The organism is Campylobacter insulaenigrae NCTC 12927, assembly GCF_000816185.1.
In the GTDB taxonomy this organism is placed as follows: domain Bacteria; phylum Campylobacterota; class Campylobacteria; order Campylobacterales; family Campylobacteraceae; genus Campylobacter_D; species Campylobacter_D insulaenigrae.
In genome coordinates, this window is sequence record NZ_CP007770.1 from 1,145,009 (window position 1) to 1,165,311 (window position 20,303).

The following is a 20,303-nucleotide window of genomic DNA, read 5'->3' on the forward strand; positions in this document are numbered from 1 at the left end:
AAAACCAAAAATATTTTTGCACTTTGAATAAAATTAATCTTCTTGAGAGTATGAAATATAATCAAAACTATTGGTAAAAATACAAATATAAATTCATAAGAACTAAATAACACTCAATCTCCTATTAATTTTTTCACAAGACTTATTACCATATCAGGTTTTAAATCCTCCATACAAGCGTGGTGTTTTAAAGGACAAACTTTTTTCATGCAAGGCATACAAGGTAAATTTAAATGAACTAATTTCGCATTTTGTTGCCAAGGAGAAGTCTGTTTAAATTTGGTAGGGCCAAAAATAGCTAGCGTCTTTGTACCATAAACAGCACCTATATGCATAGGACCACTATCATTTGTAATTAGTATATCTAGCATAGAAATATTTTTGCATAAAGTGAAAATACTTGTTTTACCACATAAATTTTTCACTTTTATTCCATTTTTTACAAACAAATTTTCTATATTTTGACAAATCAACTCTTCGCTTTTTACACCAAAAATAATAATACTATGTGTTGTTGCAAATTCTTTTGCAACTTCATAAAAATATTCACTTTTCCATCTTTTGGCACTTCCAAAATGGGCTCCAGGATTAATACCTAAAATTTTTTTATTTTTTTTTGCTTGTATAGGTAATTGAAGTTTTTGAGAGCTAGCTTTAAATTCTAAAGCATCTTCTATAAAATTTAAATACTTTAATACTTGATGTTCTTCTTTTAAAATATTTTTATCAAAATAAAATCTTTTTTGAGTTTTAATTAAATTTAAAATGATCTTACTTGAAAATGCTGAACGAAAAGAAAAAGCTAGATTAAAAAAACCTAATTGGGATCTTAGTTTTAAAATTTGCATATATCTTTGCTTTTTGTTTTCAACTATAATCTTAGAATTTGGCAAGCGTTTAAAAAGTTCTGTACTAGCAAAAGAACCATAAAAAATAAATTCAGCATCTTTAAATTTTTCTCTTATAGCATAAATAGCAGCACTAGCCATTACAGCATCACCAAGCCAAGTCGGAAGATTAATAAAAATTTTCATTTGCATATTTTTTCTACCAACTTTTCAAAGCCTCTATTTATTAAGACACATTCTAATTGTTTGATATTTTTAATAAGTCCTAATTTTTGAGCATTAATATGAGCTATTATAAGTTGTATCCATTCTAAATGCTCTTTTATCCAAAGTACAGATTTGTTAAAGCTATCTTCTTTTGTCTTAGGATTTAGTACATAAATTCTAGCAAGGTTTAATTCAAATTGTACTATTGTAGGTCCCAATATCTCATACAAGTCATTCATTGTTTTAAAATTTTCTACTTTTATTTTTATTTTATCTACATGCAAAATCATATCGTTTAATAATCGTTCATTTGCACTAAGCAAAAAATCATTCATCATTTTATTTAAAGAATCTAATTCTTTTTGAAAATCTTTCTTTAAATCAACACATTTTTTTATACTTTGATTGATTTTACAATACGCTTTTAGCAAAAGCTCATTTTGCTTATTTATATTTAAAGTATCTAATTTTGCAAAAGGTTTATGTAAATTTTTGCTTAAAAGAGTTTCACAAATTTCTTTAAAAGGTTTTTCTATAGCTCCTTCTATCCTAGCACCACCTTCAGTACAATTGTAAGTTGCACAATTTTCATTTCTTGATATTAATTTTTCCATTTCATTTTTAAATAAAAGCCATATAAAGTGAGTTTTTACCATATACCCCCCCCCATAAGCTAAAGTATCTATGTGCTCATAAGTATCGCTTTCAAAGGTAGCTGAATTTTGATAGTCTTTAGGATGTGAATCTCCATTTTCAGCATAAGCTAAATCTTGCCCTATGAAGATGATATTTTTATGATTTAAGTTGGTTGCTAATTTATAAGCCATATTGGCAACACTTGGACCAGAATATGCATAACCAAGATTTTGTAAATCTATAAAGTTAATAAAATGAGAATTTTCAGATATCACTACTATTTTAGTTTGTTTTTTTTCTAAATATTTAAAAGCATTAGGATGAACTACAGATTTTAAAACAAAAACTATATCTTTATCAAATTCTCCAAAATCATTATTAAAAAATTCAGCGGTGATATCAATACGCTCTAACATACAAACATAATCAGGTTTTATATTGTATTTTGCAAGTATAGGATAAGCACTATCAGCACAAAATATTGTTGCTTTACTAGAGTATTGTTTTAAAAGCGGTAACTGTTTTATTAAAGAAGGACCTGTAGAAACTATTATGGCAGTATCACTTAAATTTTTTCTTTTATTTAATAATTCTTTATAACTTGGATTACTTATCATAGAAGGTATATTATAAACAAATTGCTCTATGCCTTGCAAAACGTCTATAGGGGAATTTCCATGAGAAAATATTGAATTTTTAAAAGAATTTAATAAATTATTATTTACCCTTAATACATCATCTTGATATTTTTCATAATAATTAGAATGTAATTCTAAAAAATACGTTCTTGAAAAATTAAACATAGGATCATTTGAGCATAAATAATCATAATCTCGTCTTTTAAGATCATTAGTATCGATTATAACAAGCCTTGCTTCTTCCAACTCCTTGCTAAAATCTAAAATTTGAAACATAGCGTATATTAATTCTAAATCGTTTTCAAAAACTATTATATGTTTGTGATTTTGATTTTGTAATAAAGCTTTATATAAAATTCCATTACCAAAACCATAAAAATAAAGAACAGGATATAAAAAATATTTTTCATGATAAGCATTTAACATAGCATTTAATTCTTCTAAAGTATTTTCATACATCAAAGTATTATCTTGAGTATTTAATAAATTTATATCTAAATTATCCTTACCTTGTATTATTTGGAATTTGTTTTGTTTTTGAATTTGAAGTAATTTTTGTTTTAAATGCGGATTTAGTAAAGCTTGTATATTTTTTGCAAACATATTCATAACCCCCAACCATCATCTACTATCATAGTCTGACCTGTAATAAATTTAGAATAATCAGAGATTAAAAACAACAAAATACCGCACACATCATCTGCTTCTAACATACCTTTGCTAGCACAGCATTTCCTATAAGCATCTAAAAAAATTTGAGGCTGATTATCTTTAATACCCCCAAAAGCTACTGAATTAACTCGTATATTTGTATTAAAAAGTTCTTTGGCAAGCCACACTCCAAGATGATTAATACCTGCTTTTATAACACTATATTCTAAGGAACTTTGCATTGAAGTACCCTCATAATTTTCAAATTTAGGAGCATACACCCCCATAATAGAACTTAAATTAATTATATTTCCAAATCCTTGTTTTTTAAAAAATTTAGCCATCTCACAAGCTATAAACATGAAACTGCCTAAATGTAAATTCAAGCTTTCACAAATTTGTTCATAACTTGCCTCATAATACGACAATTTACCCCAATCTTTACCCATAGGATAAGCACAATTAATAAAAGCATCTATTTTTCCAAATTTACCCATTCCTTTTTGCAAGCACATACCAATAGCATTTTTATCATTAATATCAAATACTATGCTTAAAATATTTTCTTCATTGTTTAGACTATTTTTTAATTTATATAATTTATCCTCATCTATATCAGCAATAATAATTTTTCCATTATGTGTTAAACAAGCTTTACTCAAAGCACTTCCTATCCTACCACAAGCTCCAACTATTAATACAACTTTATCTTTTATCATTAAAAATCTTCCTGCTTTAAATTAGCTTTTTTAATTAAAAATTCAACTATTTCAAAGTCAAATTCACTATCTACATCAAAAGCACTTCTTTCATCCATCACATAAAGTGAAGTTTCGTTGCCAAATAAATCATCACTACTTAAAAGTTTATCACGCTTAAAAATATAAATACTAGCATTCATATCATAACATTTTGGAGCACTTTGTCTGGTGTTAAAATTTCCTTTTTTTGACAATTGCACACAATTTTCATTTACCTCAATAAGATTAAAATAAGGATTGCGTCTTGCAGGCACAGCAGTTATTAAATTTTGTTTATTTTCTTTTATAAAAAGCTCATAAGCTTTTTTTATATCTAAACTACTTCTTAAAGGTGCTGAAGCATCTAAGTCTATTAAGGTATCAAATTTAGTATCAAAGTATTTTTCACTTTTTAATAATGCATCTCTCATAACAGGAAGTTTAGGCGCATCATCACTAGCTAATTTAGCTTCTCTTTTAAAAAAAATTTCCGCACCATATTTTAAAGCTACATTTGCTATTTCATCACTATCTGTGCTTACTACTATATGTTTGAAAAGTTTTGAATTTTTAGCTTGAATAATACTATAAGCAATTAATTCTAAATTATTAATCTTTTTGATATTTTTATTTTTAACCCCTTTAGAACCACCTCTAGCACAAATTGTACATAAAATATTATCCATAATGAACCTCATCACATAATTTTAAAATTTTACTTGCTTGTGAATAATCACACAAATCTTGACTCTTTCTAGCTATATTAATATGCAAATTTTTTAAAGTATCAATGGTATCGTTTTTAAAATTTTGTATTTCAACTTGATGATTTGTATTATAAATTTTTAAAGTGTTTTCTATCAAATTTGCTTCATAACTATACTCACTAGAATGAAAAATTATCTTTCTTTGTATAAATTTAGAGAAATAATCAAGCTCTATGTGAATTAAACTCCTTTTTGATTGTAATGACAAAAAAGAAAAATCATCACTATCTATTTTTAATTCTGAAAGTTTTAATCTTTGAGAATAAAGCAAGGTAAGATCTTGAAAAAAGTAAAACGCAAGATCAATTTCATGAGAAAGATCAAGTAAAACTCCACCACCTAAATCTTTCTTAGCACTATAATTTTTTGTATAATCACATTCTCGCCAATTTGGTAAATAAGAGCCACATATAAATTTAGTAAAATATATGTTTTTATCAGTATCTACAAGCTCTTTTAATCTTTGTACTAAAGAATTAAACCTTAAAAGGTAAGCTACATATATGGTGTTATTTGTATTTAAAATTTTATATTTTTCAAATAAAGGCTTTTCCACTAAAATAATTTTATCTTTTACTTTTTCATCTATATATTTTAATGTCTCATAATGTTTTGTTGTGATATTACAAATTACAAATAAATCATAAAAATTCAAATCAAGCTCATCTAAATTTTTATAACTTTTAATACTTGCATCATCAAGATGTTTTGAAACTACACTTATCTCATATCCTAAAGATTTCATAGCTAAAAAATGTTTTTTAGCTATACTGCCATAACCTACTATTAAGGCTTTCATTTAAATTCCTCATTAGCTTTTTTAAACTCATCTATCTGACCTATATCTATCCAATAATCATCAATCAAAAAAGTATTGATTTTATTTTCTTTCATAAGCAATTTAATAAAATCTGGCATATCAAGATATTCATTTTCTCTTAAAAACTTCAAAACATAAGGTTCACAGACATAAATTCCTGCACTAACTAAAAATTTTTGCACAGGTTTTTCCTTAATATTTTTAATATAATTTCTACTAAGCTCTACTACTCCGTAAGGATTTTGATAAATAAATTCTCTTAAACACACACTCATTAAAGCTTTGCTTTTTTTATGTGCTTTGAGTAATTTATTAAAATCAAGTTCAGTTAAAATATCAGCATTCATTACAATGAAACTATCTTTAAATTCATCTTTAATAAGGCTTAAAGCACCTGCTGTCCCTAGTCTCTTTTTTTCTTTTATATATTTTATATTAACATCAAATTTATCACCATTTTTAAAGTATTTTTCTATAACTTGCTTTTTATAATTAACGCAAAAAATAAAATTTTCAAAATTTTGCTCTTTAAATTTAGTAATAATACTTTCTAATATAGGCTTATTTCCCACCTTTAACATAGGTTTTGGAGTATTTTTTGTCAATTCTTTTAAACGAGTTCCAAGGCCGCCTGCCATTAAAACCACATTATTTTTATTTTTTTCTTTATGAAGCATCGAAGCTATGGATTTTATAGCGATAACTTTTTTATTTTTATCTAAAACAGGAAAATCATAAATATCGTATTTTGCACTCAAATTTAATAAAGTTTTCTCATCGCAATCTTCTTGCACAACAACTGGATTTTTTGTATAAATTTTTTTAATACTATCTTCTAGCTTATAGTCATTAATCAAAGCTTTTCTTATATTAGAATCGCTGATAACACCCAAAAAATTATCGTTTTCATCTACGACCAAAGCAAGTCTTACCCTGAGTTTACCTATAGTTTGTAAAGCTTGTTTTATACTAGAATTTTCTGTTAATTTTAAATTATTTATATTCATAGATCTATAAATTCTTTATTAAGTATTGTTTGCAAATCATAAGATTTTAAAATTTCTTTAATATTATAGCTAGTATTTTCACTATAAAAAGGATTAATAATTTTTTTTAGATTTTGCTTATATTCTTTACAATTAAGTTTTTCAAAAGCTTGTCTTAAATTTGATATATCACAATTTATAATATTGTTTGCACATATTCTACCTCTTTGTCTATCGCCTATATTTATACAAGGTACTCTTAAAAAAGGGCTTTCGCAAATTCCACTAGAGCTATTGCCTATAACAGCTTTGCAAATTTTCATTAAATTCAAATATCTTAAAGAACCCAAATTATCAAATAATCTTGCTTTAAATGATTTCTTTTCACAATAAGATTGAATCATCTCATTAATTAAAAATCCATTCTCATCAGCATTTGCCTTTGTGAAAATCAAACTTACATTTTCTATGGTATCTAAAAAATTTAACAAAGCATTGATTTCTTTTTTGATAGATTTTTTATTTATAGTTTGTGGGTGATAGGTAATTAAATAAATATTTTCTTTAAATTTTATATTTAAATCACCTTCTAATGTTTTTTTATCTAAAAAATTCATATTTTTTATCAATTCTCCACCTAAAGATCCTACATTAAAAACTCTTTTTTCATCTTCTCCAAGTTGCAAAACTCTTTTTTTATATTCTTTAGTAGAAACAAAATGCAAATGTGCCATTTTAGTGATGCTATGTCTTATACTGTCATCTATAGCACCTAGGGTAAGCTCACCACCACAAATATGAGCCAAAGGAAGTTGCATCACAAGACATACGCTAGCTACAGCTAACATCTCATATCTATCGCCTAAAACAACTACTATATCAGGTTTTAATTGTGCAAAAGTTTCACAAAGTGAAAGTTCAAGTAAAGCCATGCTCTTACAAAGTGATATGTTGTTGTCATTACTCAATAAAATATCTATTTTTTTATCAACTTTAAATTCTTTTTCTATTTCTTTATAAGTAAAGCCAAAATCCTTACTTAAATGCGAGGCAGTTAAAATGAGTTGTAATTTCAAATCCTTATCTTGTTGTATTTGATCACATAAATTTCTAAGTAAATACCATTCAGCTCTTGTGCCACTGATTACACAAATTTTTCTACTCATTTATTATTTCATCTTTTTTATAGTTTTTCTTAGCTATTTTATTAATATATTTTTCATATTTCATAGCACAAATTCCCCCACTACTTCTCTTAGCGCATAAATTTTCTTCGTTAAATCTTTCACCTTTTTTAATATCTTTATTAGCTACTAAAAATTTTCTAACTATTTTTAAATTTGACTTTTCGCTTTTACTAGTTTTTTTAATACCATCTCCAAAACTAAGTTCTAATTCTCTTATATTTTTACACAAAGCATATAATTCTTGAGGATCTAAACTAGCTAAGTGATCAGGCCCTTGCATATTTTTATCTAAAGTAAAATGTTTTTCTATAACACAAGCCCCAAGAGCTACAGCAGCTAAGGAAATATGAATTCCCAAAGTATGATCAGAGTATCCAACATCAAGTTTAAAAGCATCTTTTAATGTTTGCATGGCTTTTAAATTAACATCTTCAAAAGGCGTAGGATAAGCACTATTGCAATGTAATAATTTTATATTTTTTCTTTTTGTACCATATTTTACTAAGACATTAATTGCTTCTTCAATCTCACCTAAACTACTCATACCTGTTGAAAGTATAATTTTTTTATTTAATTTTGCTATTTTTTTCAAATATATAAAATTAGTAATTTCTCCACTTGGAATTTTAAAAAAATCCAAATTAAAATCAGACAAAAGCTCGATGCTAGCTAAATCAAAAGGTGTGGATAAAAATTTAATATTATGTTTTTTGCAATGAGCAATCAAAATCTCATGAGCTTTTTTATCAAGCTCTAATTTTTCTATCATTTCAAGCTGACTTTCTTTATTATTTTGTGTATTATTGATTTGATATTGAGCTTTTTTAGTATGGGCACAAACACAATCTTTTGCTATAAAACTTTGAAATTTCACATAATCAGCGCCAGCTTTTGCAGCAAGCTCTATGAGTTTTTTAGCTAAATTTATATCGCCATTATGATTAACTCCAGCTTCTGCTATGATAATAGTTTTTTTCATTCTTTAACACCTATATAAATATAATGATGGGCACTTCCTTCATTTTCAAAATCAAAAATATTAATAGGATCATACTCGCCAAGATAAAGAGTTTTAAAGGGCTTAAAAAGTTCTTTTAAATCACAAGGGTCTTTAATAAAATTAATATAACTTTCCTCGTTTAACCTACCCTTTAAAACTACCTTTCTTAAATTTGTATTTTCACATTCGCTAGAATTTTTGTAATAATAATTTTTTTCACTCATCATAGTGGCAAAAATTATAGCTTCTTTATTTGCTAATTCATAAAATTCTTGAATATTTTCTTTTAAATTAGACAAATAATACAAACTTTGATTTGCAAATATAACATCTATTTTTTCATCAAAAAGGTGCTTAAAACTTGCATTTGGTTTTATTATATGCAAATTACCCCCCCCCAGTGATAACTTTTCCCAACTAGTTTTAACACTAGCTACTATATCTATACCAAAAGGATTAAACCCTTTATTTTTAAAATAAGCACAATGAACACCATTACCACAACCAAAATCAAGCAAATTCCCACTTGTTTTATTTAATTTGTATTTTAATACTCTTTCATAAAATCTTACAACATGACCATCAGGATGCAATACTCCATAACCTTTATCATATTTTTCATTATAAGCTTTTAAAGATGAAATCATAACTATCCTTTTAATTCTTGTTTGAGTTTGTATTCGCCAAATTCATTTTTATAAAATAAGTCTAAATTATAATGCTTTTGTACTATTGTATAAAATTTAGCTTTTGAAATTCCAACAAAAGAACAAAAATCTTCTATACATTTATTATCAAGTAAATGATCTTTTTTCTTAACTATTTTTATAGCTTCTTGCCTGCTTAAAAGCCCATATCTTACAAATCTTGCAGCATAATCACTCGCCATAGCATGTCCAAATTTTGGGTACTTCATCCAAGCATGAAGTATATAGCCTATACTATCTATTTGATCAAAATTTTCAGCACAATGGGTTCTATCCCACTCTCCATTTAAATCACAAAACCCTCTGCTCTTAGCAAAAATATAATTTTCATAAGAATTCCATTTAACAAAATAAGAAAGATAAATAGGATCTAATTTAGCAATATCATCTTTTTTTGGATTAAAAAATAATTGTAAATTTTCTCTACTTATATCATCATCAATAAATTCATCAATATCTAAATCGCTTGCTACTCCATTTAAGAAAATATCTTTAGCACTAGGAGTTTCTAAACTATCATTTCCACCATATTCATAGCTGACATTTTCTCCATAAACAAGTAAAGGAGTATTAAATTTTAAAGCCATTGCAAAAGGATAAGAATATATAAGACGATCTATAAACCAAGTAGGTTTGCCATATCTTTCAAAAGTTTTCAAAGCAACTTTCTTTTGAGTTTTAATGTCTGGCTTTAAGCTAATAATATGGCATTTAAATTCTTCAGATAAATTGCGAAGATTTTTTTTACCCGCTTGCGTCATAGTAAAATTATCTTCAACGCTAAATAAAATAGGATTCATGCCTAATTTTTCTTTCATAATATGCACTTGAAAATGGCTATCTTTTCCACCGCTTACTGCTATAGCACAATCATATTCATATTTTCCATTCATATGTCTGTATTTATCACAAAGTTTTTCCAATTCCTTAAATCTTGCCTTATAATCAATTTTTTCTTTATTTTTATGATTTACACAAGCACTACATATATTTTTGTCATTTTCATCTTTAAAAAATTTAATACCAGGTCTAGTATCTGGCATAACACAATAATCACAATATTTCATTTTTACTCCACTTAAAGATCATAAAAATCACTTCTACCCCCCCCCTCATATCACGATATTTGAGAAAAAAATTATTTTTATAAGCTTTAGAAAGTTCATTATAGTTTAACTCATCAAAAATTATGCCACCTATATAAAAAAAGCCTTCAAGTGTTGAAAATTTTTGTTTAAAATAAAACAAATTATCATCATCTTTAACTCCACCACCAAGCAAAACAAAATCTATCCCTTTACTTGAACAAATTTCAAAAGAATAATCAAGTAAAGCTGCATTTGCATTTTTTTCATTTTTATTTGCACTAAGATGATAATAAGCAAATCTTTTATCCAAGAAAAAACTAGCATAAGCTAAAATTTCATCATTATAGTTTGCTTTTAAGACTAAATTTTGTTTGAAATTAAAAAGGTTTTTAAAATAATCACTACTAAAAAAATAAAATTCACTAGCCTGATTTTTTGTCATAGTATCATCATAAAGTCTTTTAAAATCTTTAGCATCATTTATATCAACTATTGAAATTTCAAGTTCTTTTCTTGCTTTTTTTATGTAAGATCTTATTCTTGGGCTGTAATTTGCTCTAATTTGTTCTAAATCTTTATAAATTGGCACTATTACTATTTTTCTTTCTTTTTTGAAAAAATCAAACTTTATTTGATAAAAATTCAAATTTCTATCAAAAGGATGAAACCTTATAAAAAAGGCGATGATATTTTCTTGCAAAGCTCGTTGTTTTAAATTTTTTAAAGCTCTATTTAAAAAGGCATAATCATCACTATTGCTATAAATTCCACCATAACCATAAGGACTTTGCAAATCAAAAAAAGGAGTATCTTGTATGCTTTTTTTATTTGCTATGACTTTTAAAAAATTTTTATCTTCTTTATAAATAAATTTAAAAACTTCTCCATAAAGTTTTACATATTCTTTTTGAAAATAAATATCTTCACTAAAATCATCACAAAAATGATCATTAAAATTTTCAAGTAAAATTTTACTCATTTTCCAAAACCTGATTTTTGATAATATCCCTCTCCGTAGGACTTTTTTCACCTTCAAAAATTAAAATTTCATCATTAATAATTTCATTATTTTTTAATGTCTGAGTATAAAAATTTATACATTTTAATTCTTTGTAAAGCTCTTTTAAACTTTTTTCATCGTCAAAACGCAAGGGACCCATTTTCACATAAATTCCATTAGTTGGCTCGAAAAAATCATCTTTATTTGCTTCATAGCCAAAAATTTGTTTTGATAAAGCGCTAGAATAAAATTTACCACCATTTTTAAGCTTTTTCATAGCTTTTTTAAAGATATTTTTTGATTTTTCTCTATCATTGCAACAAAGTGAAGCTACATCTATAATAGCATCAAAACTCTCATCTTCAAAATTATCTAATTTATCAATATAATCACCAATTTCAATTTGTTTGATTTTATCACTTAAATTCTCATCTTCCATTCTAGCTTGAAAACGCTGTGCCCCTGTTTTACTCCACTCTATACCACTAACACTAAATCCTTCTTTTGCACAAAACCATAAATTTGATCCTGTTCCAAAACCAAGTTCTAAAATATTTATCTTACTTCTATCTTGAGCATTATAAAAATTTCTTGCTATAAATCTTATAATACTTTCACTTGGATATTTACCCCATTCTTTTTTAGAGAAAATTTGTTCCCATAAACAATTCATATTTTATACCCCTCAACTATAAAAAGTTCATTTAATTGTTTAATTAAATTTTTTTGTATATGAATTTTTATGTCATTAATGCTATAAGTTGCACCTTTATAAAGCTCCTGTAAATCTTTTTCATCACAATATCTTATAACTCCAGTACAAGCATCACTTCCACTTGTAGGTTTTACCAAGTGATATCCTAAACTTTCATCTTTTTCAAAGCCATCATTATAAAGGCTGGGAGTTATAGAAAGAAATTTACCACCTCTTTTAAGCTTTTTCATAGCTTTTTCTATTATGGTCTTAGTTTTATCAAAATCATTATAAGCTAAAGAATAATTATCAATCCAAGCATCAAAACTCTCATCTTCAAAATTATCTAATTTATCAATATAATCACCAATTTCAATTTGTTTGATTTTATCACTTAAATTCTCATCTTCCATTCTAGCTTGAAAACGCTGTGCCCCTGTTTTACTCCACTCTATACCACTAACACTAAATCCTTCTTTTGCACAAAACCATAAATTTGATCCTGTTCCAAAACCAAGTTCTAAAATATTTATCTTACTTCTATCTTGAGCATTATAAAAATTTCTTGCTATAAATCTTATAATACTTTCACTTGGATATTTACCCCATTCTTTTTTAGAGAAAATTTGTTCCCAAATTTCTTCATTACTTCCTAAATTATCTGAAATTTCTTCATTGCTAATATATTTTTTCATATTTCTCCTTCATTTTTTATCTTATATTACAAATTAAATCTTGCCAGTAACATTTTAAACATTATAAATGTCACTTTTATATTTCTTTAAATTTAAAGGGTTACTAAACCAATTTATTGTTTCTTTTAAACCTTTTTCTATATCATATTTTGATGAAAAATCTGTAAGAGTTTTTATCTTTATATTATCACAGCAAAGTCTAAACACTTCGCTATTTTTAGGTCTTATTCTCTCATTTTCTATAATAAATTCCACATTAGATTTCATAAGCTTTTTAATAAGTTCTAAGGTATCTTTGATACTAATTTCATGGTTTGATCCTATATTTACAACTTCTCCAATGGCTTTTTGGCATTGAGATAATTTTATAAAACCTAAACAAGTATCTTTAACATAATTAAAATCTCTTGTAGGAGAAACATCGCCTAGTTTAATCTGTTTTATCCCATTTGCAATTTGCGTAATAATAGTAGGTATAACAGCTCTTGCACTTTGTCTTGGCCCATAAGTATTAAAAGGTCTTGCTATAACAAGTGGAAGATTAAAAGCATTATAAAAACTCATAGCGATGGCATCAGCACCTATTTTACTTGCTGAATATGGACTTTGAGCTTGCAAAGGGTGCTTTTCATCTATGGGTACATACAAAGCTGTGCCATAAACTTCACTGGTACTAGTATGAATAACACGCTTTACTCCATTTTCAAGCGCACTTTGACAAATATTTAATGTACCTTTTACATTAACATCCACATAACTATCAGGAGCAACATAAGAAAAAGGTATAGCTATCAAAGCAGCTAAATGAAAAATAACTTCCACATCTTTAGTGATATGTTTGCAAAAATGCGGATCCCTAATATCTCCACAAATAACTTCTATATCCTTTAAACACTCTACATCTTCAAGCCAACCCCAATGATTAAAAGAATTATATTGACTTAAAGCTTGAATTTTATAATCATAAAAACAAGACTTCTCATTTTTACTTTCTTTATAAAGCATTTCAACCAAATGAGATCCTATAAAACCATCAGCACCTGTAACTAGTATTTTTTTCATCACTTTCCTAATTTTTAATAAATAAGTTAAAATAATACCATTTATATAAACAATATCGAAATTTAAATATTATAATAAAGGTACAAATGCCTCAAATTTCAATCATACTTCCTACTTATAATGTAGAAAAATATATAGCAAGAGCCTTAGAAAGCTGTATTAATCAAACTTTTAAAGATATAGAGATAATTGTGGTTGATGACCTTGGAAATGATAAAAGTATAGATATAGCTAAAGAATATGCTAGTAAAGATGATAGAATAAAAATCATACATAATGAAGAGAATTTAGGAACCTTTGCTAGTAGAAACATCGGGGTATTAAATTCTAAATCTGATTATATAATGTTTTTAGATCCTGATGATTATTTAGAGCTTAATGCTTGTGAGCTTGGGCTTGAAAAAATCAAAAATGTAGATATAGTGTTGTTTGATGCATATGTCCATAGAGTAAAATTTAAGAAATTTTATAGATTTAAGCAAGATGAATTTTTTAAAAAAGATAAATTTTTGGAATTTTTACTTGGGCAAAAACATTTTTGTTGGAGTGTTTGGGCAAAAATTTATAAAAAAGAATTGATTTTAAAAAATTTTGAATATCTTAACTTTAAAGAAGATCTTTGCTATGGAGAAGATATACTTTTTAACTATATAAATTTTATGCTTTGTGAAAAATTTTTTATATCTAAAGAATGCATTTATCATTATGAATTTAACGAAAATGGAAGATATGAAAATAAAAATAAAGAAATTTTGTGGCAAAATTATAAAGATAAAAAAAGAAGTTTAGAACTTATAAAAAATTTATCTTTTAATTTTAAAAAAAATGACTTTCATAACATTTTATTACAAATATTACAAAGAGAAAACGATAATCTACAACAAAGAATTGAAAAATAAAAATTTTCTTTTATTTAAAGCCAATAAATCTTTAAAATAAAGTTTTTTAGGATTATAAATTTGTATATTATTTTTTATAATTTTTTCTTCTAATGCATCTAAATAGTGATTGATTGGAATATTTAATCAATATCATTAAAATCCGCAAAATGATAATTCCACCATTTAATTTTCAAAAGTCTTTCTATGGTTTTATCATCAAATCGATAACGTATAATTTTAGCTGGGACACCTGCTACTATAGCGTATGCTGGGACATCTTTGGTCACAACAGAACGTTGGCCGATAACACACCCAGTTTCTAAGGTAATGCCTTGTTTTAATAAAACATCTTTTCCTATCCATACGTCATTTTGTATATTTAATTTTTGAATTGATGAGCTTAGATTGTGCGGCTTAACAGAAAAAATTTTATTAATTTGTTTCAAACTAGCATCATTAATAAAACTATGATTTGTCTCATAAGTAAAACTTGCTGTGCTAATTCTATCTAAAGGATGCTGAAAATTAAACATACTTACTCCATCAGCTATAGAACAATATCTTCCAACTTCCGTGTAATGAGGTAAAAAAGATCCGCTAAAAGAAAAAGATCCCACGGAATGAAAGATATTGCTAAATTTAAAAGCACAATACTCTTCTAACCCCCTCCCCATGATCTATTTTAGGAACGAATATTTTATCCCTTAATTTTAATCTTGAAAATTTTTTCCTATTTTTAACATAGGTATTGGTATAAATATTATATTCTTGTAATATTTTTAATATCGCTTGATTACATTTTAATTCGACTGACATAATATATTCTCAACCTTTATCAAATCTTCCATATTGTCAATATCTATACTTGATATATAATCCATTAAATAATATTTTGTTGTATCTTGCAAAAAGCTAAGATTATTTAAAAATTCTTTTGTTTTTATGATATAAATTGCTCCATTACTCATATAAGTTTTAGGTAATTTTTGTCTTGGCATAAAAGGATAATTATCATTGCAAACTCCTTTTAAATTTCCATTTTCATCACATACAAAAGCTTTTAAAATTTTATTATCATACTCACATACACTAATTAAAGCATTAGTATTTTCATCTGCAAAAATACAAAAAGCTTCATCTATGTGTTTATTTGTTCTCAATGGAGAAGTTGGCTGAAGCAAGATTATATTTTCGTAGTTTTTGTAATTTGCTAAAGTATGAAAAACCACTTGATCGCTTGTAGTATCATCAAGTGCTAATTCTTCAGGACGTTTTAAAATTTCAATTCCTTGACTTTTTCCATAAAATAAAATATCGTCATTGTCGCTACTTAAAACAATTTTATCTATATACTTAGATTCTTTAGCAGCTTTAATCGTATAATACAAAAGAGGTTTACCTCTAAGTAAGGTTAAATTTTTATTTTTTATACCTTTTGAACCACCACGGGCTGGAATAATTGCCAAAGTCATAATTTATCTTTCATAAAAATTTGCTTCTTATCAATTATATTTCTTTGATATCTCTAAATATCTTTTGCTTTTTAATTTCAAAAAAAACTCCATTTGTAAGATATTCAAAAAATACTTTTGAACTATCTAAAATTTCTAATTTTCCCAGATTTGCATCATGTTTTTTATGTATGGTATTAATAGAATGTAATATTTGTTCATATTTTGCATCAATTTTTACCACTTCTTCACTACCAAGGCGACCATTTTGTCTAGTTCCAATAAGTATAGATGGTATATTTAAATACAAAGCTTCTTTTAAAATACAACTTGAATTTCCTATGATAAAATCAGCATTTTTCAATAAACTTATAAAATATTCAAATCTTAAAGAAGGAAAAAACCTAAAATTATCTAAATTTCTCAATTGATCATAACTTTGTAAAATCAATTCAAAACCAAGATCGTTATTAGGATAAACAATAATATAATTTTTATTACTTTGCTTAAGTGCTTGAACTAGATTATCAGCTTGTTCTTTTATACTAGCTATCTCAGTTGTCACTGGATGAAACATTACTATCGCATAATTTTCAAATTGTATATCATAATATTTTTTAGCTTCCTCTATGGAAACTTGATTATTCACTAAAATTTCTAAATCAGGAGATCCTATAATAAATATAGATTTTTCATCTTCACCAAGCTGTAAAAGTCTTTTCTTTGCTATCTCATCATTCACAAGATGAATATGAGCTAATTTAGTTATAGCATGTCTTATGCTATCATCTATGGTTCCTGATAATTCTCCACCTTCTATATGAGCTACTAGTATATTATTTAAACTTCCAACTATAGCACCGGCCAAAGGTTCAACTCTATCTCCATGCACAATGATTAAATCGGGTTCTATTTCGTGTATAAATTTAGAAAAACCATCTATGGTACTTGATAAAGCTTTATCCATTTGAAAATACTTATCATGATTTATAAATTTAAAAATATTTTTAAATCCACATTTTTCTATTTCTATATAGGTATATCCAAAATTTTTACTCATATGCATACCAGTTGCAAAAACAAATAATTCAAATTCTTTTGACTGTTCTATTTTTAACATCAATGATTTTATTTTGGAAAAATCTGCTCTTGTACCAGTTATAAAAACAACTCTTTTCACCTATAATCCTCAAAACTCAATTGAGTATCATTAGCTATATCCCTTAATGCGACTTTACCTAAAATATTTTCAAATTCACTAGCAGGAATGCCTCCAAGTCCGGGTCTTTTTACCCAAATATTTTTCATCGTTAAAGTTTCACCTTTTTTAATCTCTTTAATACTCACTACACTAGCAAACGCAAAATCAATAGTTACTTGTTCTTCTGTCAGTGCATTTTTTGCACTAGTTCCTCTTAAAAGTGCCATTTCTTTACTTTGTGTTATAAGATCTTTTAAAGCAAATTCATCCATAGAACATACTATATCAGGGCCTTGTCTATCCATGGTATCGCTAAAATGTCTTTCTAAAATACTAGCACCAAGCACTACTGCTCCTAAACAAGCTAAATTATTAGTAGTATGATCGCTCAATCCTACAAGACATTTAAATTCTTTTTCAAGTTCACACATAGCTTTTAATCTTACTAAATGCGTTGGTGTAGGATATAAATTAGTAGTATGGAGTAAAACAAAAGGAATGTTAAAATCTTGTAAAATTCTAACTGTTGGTCTTATAGTCTCTATGCTATTCATACCCGTGCTTATTATCATAGGCTTTTTAAACTGCGCTATATGCTTTATCAAAGGATAATTATTACATTCTCCTGAACCTATTTTAAAAGCACTAACTCCCATATCCTCCAAACGATTTGCCGCTGCTCTACTAAAAGGTGTGCTAAGATATACCAAGCCTTGTTTTTGTGTATATTCTTTTAAAGCCAATTCATCCTTAAAACTTAAAGCACATTGCTTCATAATTTCATATATACTTATGTCTGCATTACCAGGTATAACTTTTTTCGCAGCATTGCTCATCTCATCTTCAACTACGTGAGTTTGATGTTTTATTATTTTTGCTCCTGCTCTTTTAGCACTATCAACCATAAGTTTAGCTATTTCTAAACTACCATTGTGATTAATACCAATTTCAGGTACAACTAAAGGGTTTTCTTTTGATATTTCTAAATGTTCAATTTTCATCGCTTATCTTTCAAATAATGTTTTATATCACTTGGCAATCTAACTAAATCTTTTATCAGTCTAAACCAAAGGTTATTTTTTATAACAGGTAAAGGAAATTTTTTAAATTTTTTATAAGTATTATTTGCTGGAAGTAAAATATCATCAATATAATCTTTAGGCTTATTATCTATAACAAAATCATTATTTCCTCGTATAATTGAAGCTAATTTTATATACTTACTTAACTCACTATTTTGATTTAAAGAATAAAAATTTACATTATAGGTTTTACTTAAAAATTCTAAAGCTTTTAAATCAAAATTTTTACTATGTATAGTTGCTTTTATCTCATTTTTAAATTCAGGAATTAATTTTAAAACATTATTAGTTTGATACTTAAATAAATATGGTTGATTTTTATTAGAATAAAAGTCAATCCCTGATATATAAATATTTTTATACCCCATAGCAACAGCAAAAGCACACATATAAATTCCAGAAGTTATCCTTTGTTCATTATATATTTCATTAAATTTAATAAAAGAATGAAATTCTTTTAATTGTTTTATCAAATCAAATCCAAAAATAGTATCAGGAAAATAATTGTAAAAAAATTCTAATAAATTTCTACTGTCTATGCTTTCCAAACCAAACGAAGAACATACTATATTTTTTATATCATATTCATCTTTATCTATAATATTTTTTATGGTATAGTATTGCTCAAAAAATACATATGGATTAAAAAAAGCATATTGTATATTTTTACCCGCATAATATTTATCTTCAAAATAAAACTGATTGCACCTAAAAACATCATAATTCTTTGGCAATTTTTCATATTCTATTTCTCTTAAACTAGGTCCGTTACCACATATCAATGCATTTTTTTCTTCCATAATTCCCCTATTATCTTAATTTGTGAAATTAAATTTTACCATATTTTTAAAGAAATAAAATACCGAAACAATATAACTATTACATTCAAATATATTGTAAGAATAAATTACAAAAATCAACTATTCTTTAAGAATAAAATTTTCATAAATTCTATATAAAATATCTTTCTCTAACATAGTAAAGTCTATTTTATCTTTCAATTTTATTTTATTTTTTTCTACAAATTCATCTAATAAAATAAGCTTTAGATTAGAAGGAATATTTCTATATTTTTTTATATATGGAAAATGATAATTATTTAATTCTGTAAAATATTTAATTTTATGCTTTGCTACTAATTCTTCATAGAATCTCATTTGTTTTTTATCAATAACATTGCTATGATGATAGCTATACCCCCAACTTCTTAAAATTTCTTTAAAATATATTTTTTTATTTTTTAAAAGCCAATGATCACTAGGTGCTTTTAACACATTATCATCTTTATCTTGACACACATAAAATTTATCATCTCTAAATACAAAATCTATCCTAGAATAACACACTATATGATAATCTTTTTTAGGTATATAAAAACTCTTATAAAGCTTCTTAGCATCATAAATATGATCTGTATCTATTTTGATAAGCCATTCTCCTTTAGGTATAAAAGAAAGAGCAAAATTATAATAACTATGTAATTTATTATCTTCACTTTGTGGATTTTCCATTTGAACTTCATAGGGATATTTTTTAGGAATAAATGAAGGATACTGCTTACAAAATTCTAAAATAATCTCTTCACTACCATCTGTACAATCATTATAAGCTATTATACCTCTTTGTATAGCAGGTAACATACTTTCTAATGAAGCTCTTAAAGTTATAGCTTCATTTTTTACTCTTATAAAAGCCCAAGGATTTAAAGGGGATTTATGATCTTTTGATTTTATATCAAAATCAAAATATCCTTTATGCCCCCCCCCATAAATATCTTTATTTTTTTGTATAAAATATTCATTTGAATGATTATTAATACTAGATACTATATTTGTTTCTATTAACAAATCTATTTTATTTAAGGGTATGGATTTATGTTTAAAATAAGTTCTTAGTTTTCTTTCTATATTTCTTAAAAAGTTAAATTGCATGAAATTTTCCTAGGTGTTATTTCTCATATTT

21 protein-coding genes are annotated in these 20,303 nt (G+C 26.0%); 1 reads left to right on the top strand and 20 read right to left on the bottom strand.

Annotated features, from left to right (window positions below; genetic code table 11):
- Window positions 1-113: 113 nt before the first annotated feature.
- Genes waaF through CINS_RS05975 form a run of 14 tightly spaced genes read right to left on the bottom strand, consistent with a single transcriptional unit; the run spans window position 114 to window position 13,726 of the window.
- Window positions 114-1,034 carry a lipopolysaccharide heptosyltransferase II gene (waaF, locus tag CINS_RS05910; protein ID WP_039651425.1) on the bottom strand — a complete coding sequence of 307 codons (921 nt, stop codon included), beginning with the start codon at window positions 1,032-1,034 and terminating at the stop codon, window positions 114-116.
- Window positions 1,031-2,938: a motility associated factor glycosyltransferase family protein gene (locus CINS_RS05915; protein ID WP_039650679.1), complete on the bottom strand. Its 1,908-nt coding sequence runs from the start codon at window positions 2,936-2,938 to the stop codon at window positions 1,031-1,033. Before CINS_RS05915 ends, waaF begins: the two co-directional genes overlap by 4 nt.
- Entirely contained in the window at window positions 2,935-3,699 is a 765-nt protein-coding gene (ptmA, locus tag CINS_RS05920; RefSeq protein ID WP_039650681.1) for a flagellin modification protein PtmA, read from the bottom strand. The genes CINS_RS05915 and ptmA overlap by 4 nt, the downstream gene beginning before the upstream one ends.
- On the bottom strand, window positions 3,699-4,406 hold the full coding sequence (locus tag CINS_RS05925; RefSeq protein WP_039650683.1) for a flagellin modification protein, acylneuraminate cytidylyltransferase: 708 nt from the start codon (window positions 4,404-4,406) through the stop codon (window positions 3,699-3,701). The genes ptmA and CINS_RS05925 overlap by 1 nt, the downstream gene beginning before the upstream one ends.
- Window positions 4,399-5,286: a glucosamine-6-P synthase, isomerase subunit PtmF gene (locus CINS_RS05930; protein ID WP_039650685.1), complete on the bottom strand. Its 888-nt coding sequence runs from the start codon at window positions 5,284-5,286 to the stop codon at window positions 4,399-4,401. The genes CINS_RS05925 and CINS_RS05930 overlap by 8 nt, the downstream gene beginning before the upstream one ends.
- Window positions 5,283-6,314: a glucosamine-1-P guanylyltransferase gene (locus tag CINS_RS05935; RefSeq protein ID WP_039650687.1), complete on the bottom strand. Its 1,032-nt coding sequence runs from the start codon at window positions 6,312-6,314 to the stop codon at window positions 5,283-5,285. The genes CINS_RS05930 and CINS_RS05935 overlap by 4 nt, the downstream gene beginning before the upstream one ends.
- Window positions 6,311-7,459 (bottom strand): UDP-N-acetylglucosamine 2-epimerase, encoded by a 1,149-nt coding sequence (neuC, locus tag CINS_RS05940; RefSeq protein ID WP_039650689.1) that lies wholly within the window; start codon window positions 7,457-7,459, stop codon window positions 6,311-6,313. Before neuC (CINS_RS05940) ends, CINS_RS05935 begins: the two co-directional genes overlap by 4 nt.
- Window positions 7,452-8,459 (bottom strand): N-acetylneuraminate synthase, encoded by a 1,008-nt coding sequence (neuB, locus tag CINS_RS05945; RefSeq protein ID WP_039650690.1) that lies wholly within the window; start codon window positions 8,457-8,459, stop codon window positions 7,452-7,454. Before neuB ends, neuC (CINS_RS05940) begins: the two co-directional genes overlap by 8 nt.
- Window positions 8,456-9,127: a class I SAM-dependent methyltransferase gene (locus tag CINS_RS05950; RefSeq protein WP_039650691.1), complete on the bottom strand. Its 672-nt coding sequence runs from the start codon at window positions 9,125-9,127 to the stop codon at window positions 8,456-8,458. The genes neuB and CINS_RS05950 overlap by 4 nt, the downstream gene beginning before the upstream one ends.
- Window positions 9,128-9,129: 2 nt before the next feature.
- Entirely contained in the window at window positions 9,130-10,254 is a 1,125-nt protein-coding gene (locus tag CINS_RS05955) for an N-acetyl sugar amidotransferase (protein ID WP_039650692.1), read from the bottom strand.
- On the bottom strand, window positions 10,241-11,254 hold the full coding sequence (locus CINS_RS05960) for a hypothetical protein (protein ID WP_039650694.1): 1,014 nt from the start codon (window positions 11,252-11,254) through the stop codon (window positions 10,241-10,243). Before CINS_RS05960 ends, CINS_RS05955 begins: the two co-directional genes overlap by 14 nt.
- Complete coding sequence (locus CINS_RS05965; RefSeq protein ID WP_039650696.1) at window positions 11,247-11,948, bottom strand: SAM-dependent methyltransferase; 702 nt, start codon at window positions 11,946-11,948, stop codon at window positions 11,247-11,249. The genes CINS_RS05960 and CINS_RS05965 overlap by 8 nt, the downstream gene beginning before the upstream one ends.
- Window positions 11,945-12,664 (bottom strand): class I SAM-dependent methyltransferase, encoded by a 720-nt coding sequence (locus CINS_RS05970; protein ID WP_039650698.1) that lies wholly within the window; start codon window positions 12,662-12,664, stop codon window positions 11,945-11,947. The genes CINS_RS05965 and CINS_RS05970 overlap by 4 nt, the downstream gene beginning before the upstream one ends.
- Before the next feature lie 54 nt (window positions 12,665-12,718).
- A complete protein-coding gene (locus CINS_RS05975) occupies window positions 12,719-13,726 on the bottom strand; it encodes an NAD-dependent 4,6-dehydratase LegB (RefSeq protein WP_039650699.1) in 1,008 nt (335 codons plus the stop codon).
- A gap of 86 nt (window positions 13,727-13,812) precedes the next feature.
- Here CINS_RS05975 and CINS_RS05980 point away from each other — a divergent pair, with 86 nt between their 5' ends.
- Window positions 13,813-14,625 (top strand): glycosyltransferase family 2 protein, encoded by an 813-nt coding sequence (locus CINS_RS05980; protein ID WP_039650701.1) that lies wholly within the window; start codon window positions 13,813-13,815, stop codon window positions 14,623-14,625.
- 122 nt (window positions 14,626-14,747) lie between these two features.
- Here CINS_RS05980 and CINS_RS07950 read toward each other — a convergent pair whose 3' ends face one another.
- The 6 genes from CINS_RS07950 to CINS_RS06010 form a co-directional block, all read right to left on the bottom strand.
- Window positions 14,748-15,281, bottom strand: coding sequence for a CatB-related O-acetyltransferase (locus tag CINS_RS07950; RefSeq protein ID WP_232012940.1), 534 nt, complete (start codon window positions 15,279-15,281; stop codon window positions 14,748-14,750).
- Window positions 15,282-15,407: 126 nt separating this feature from the next.
- A complete protein-coding gene (locus CINS_RS05990; RefSeq protein ID WP_039650703.1) occupies window positions 15,408-16,079 on the bottom strand; it encodes a CMP-N-acetylneuraminic acid synthetase in 672 nt (223 codons plus the stop codon).
- Window positions 16,080-16,113: 34 nt separating this feature from the next.
- Window positions 16,114-17,238, bottom strand: coding sequence for a UDP-N-acetylglucosamine 2-epimerase (gene neuC / locus CINS_RS05995; protein ID WP_039650705.1), 1,125 nt, complete (start codon window positions 17,236-17,238; stop codon window positions 16,114-16,116).
- A complete protein-coding gene (locus tag CINS_RS06000) occupies window positions 17,235-18,260 on the bottom strand; it encodes a sialic acid synthase (N-acetylneuraminic acid synthetase) (RefSeq protein ID WP_039650707.1) in 1,026 nt (341 codons plus the stop codon). Before CINS_RS06000 ends, neuC (CINS_RS05995) begins: the two co-directional genes overlap by 4 nt.
- Window positions 18,257-19,141, bottom strand: coding sequence for an alpha-2,3-sialyltransferase (locus CINS_RS06005; protein ID WP_039650709.1), 885 nt, complete (start codon window positions 19,139-19,141; stop codon window positions 18,257-18,259). Before CINS_RS06005 ends, CINS_RS06000 begins: the two co-directional genes overlap by 4 nt.
- Before the next feature lie 120 nt (window positions 19,142-19,261).
- Entirely contained in the window at window positions 19,262-20,272 is a 1,011-nt protein-coding gene (locus tag CINS_RS06010; protein WP_039650711.1) for a beta-1,4-N-acetylgalactosaminyltransferase, read from the bottom strand.
- Window positions 20,273-20,303 lie beyond the last annotated feature (31 nt).

Bases quoted from the DNA above. Each gene is read 5' to 3' on its own strand.
- CINS_RS05925 (WP_039650683.1), bottom strand. From the start codon at position 4,406: ATGGATAATATTTTATGTACAATTTGTGCTAGAGGTGGTTCTAAAGGG.
- CINS_RS05980 (WP_039650701.1), top strand. From the start codon at position 13,813: ATGCCTCAAATTTCAATCATACTTCCTACTTATAATGTAGAAAAATAT.
- neuC (WP_039650689.1), bottom strand. From the start codon at position 7,459: ATGAGTAGAAAAATTTGTGTAATCAGTGGCACAAGAGCTGAATGGTAT.
- CINS_RS05970 (WP_039650698.1), bottom strand. From the start codon at position 12,664: ATGAAAAAATATATTAGCAATGAAGAAATTTCAGATAATTTAGGAAGT.
- CINS_RS06000 (WP_039650707.1), bottom strand. From the start codon at position 18,260: ATGAAAATTGAACATTTAGAAATATCAAAAGAAAACCCTTTAGTTGTA.
- CINS_RS05965 (WP_039650696.1), bottom strand. From the start codon at position 11,948: ATGAATTGTTTATGGGAACAAATTTTCTCTAAAAAAGAATGGGGTAAA.
- CINS_RS05930 (WP_039650685.1), bottom strand. From the start codon at position 5,286: ATGAAAGCCTTAATAGTAGGTTATGGCAGTATAGCTAAAAAACATTTT.
- ptmA (WP_039650681.1), bottom strand. From the start codon at position 3,699: ATGATAAAAGATAAAGTTGTATTAATAGTTGGAGCTTGTGGTAGGATA.
- CINS_RS06010 (WP_039650711.1), bottom strand. From the start codon at position 20,272: ATGCAATTTAACTTTTTAAGAAATATAGAAAGAAAACTAAGAACTTAT.
- CINS_RS06005 (WP_039650709.1), bottom strand. From the start codon at position 19,141: ATGGAAGAAAAAAATGCATTGATATGTGGTAACGGACCTAGTTTAAGA.
- CINS_RS05915 (WP_039650679.1), bottom strand. From the start codon at position 2,938: ATGAATATGTTTGCAAAAAATATACAAGCTTTACTAAATCCGCATTTA.
- CINS_RS05935 (WP_039650687.1), bottom strand. From the start codon at position 6,314: ATGAATATAAATAATTTAAAATTAACAGAAAATTCTAGTATAAAACAA.
- neuB (WP_039650690.1), bottom strand. From the start codon at position 8,459: ATGAAAAAAACTATTATCATAGCAGAAGCTGGAGTTAATCATAATGGC.
- CINS_RS07950 (WP_232012940.1), bottom strand. From the start codon at position 15,281: ATGGGGAGGGGGTTAGAAGAGTATTGTGCTTTTAAATTTAGCAATATC.
- CINS_RS05975 (WP_039650699.1), bottom strand. From the start codon at position 13,726: ATGAAAAAAATACTAGTTACAGGTGCTGATGGTTTTATAGGATCTCAT.
- waaF (WP_039651425.1), bottom strand. From the start codon at position 1,034: ATGAAAATTTTTATTAATCTTCCGACTTGGCTTGGTGATGCTGTAATG.
- CINS_RS05950 (WP_039650691.1), bottom strand. From the start codon at position 9,127: ATGATTTCATCTTTAAAAGCTTATAATGAAAAATATGATAAAGGTTAT.
- CINS_RS05990 (WP_039650703.1), bottom strand. From the start codon at position 16,079: ATGACTTTGGCAATTATTCCAGCCCGTGGTGGTTCAAAAGGTATAAAA.
- CINS_RS05955 (WP_039650692.1), bottom strand. From the start codon at position 10,254: ATGAAATATTGTGATTATTGTGTTATGCCAGATACTAGACCTGGTATT.
- CINS_RS05960 (WP_039650694.1), bottom strand. From the start codon at position 11,254: ATGAGTAAAATTTTACTTGAAAATTTTAATGATCATTTTTGTGATGAT.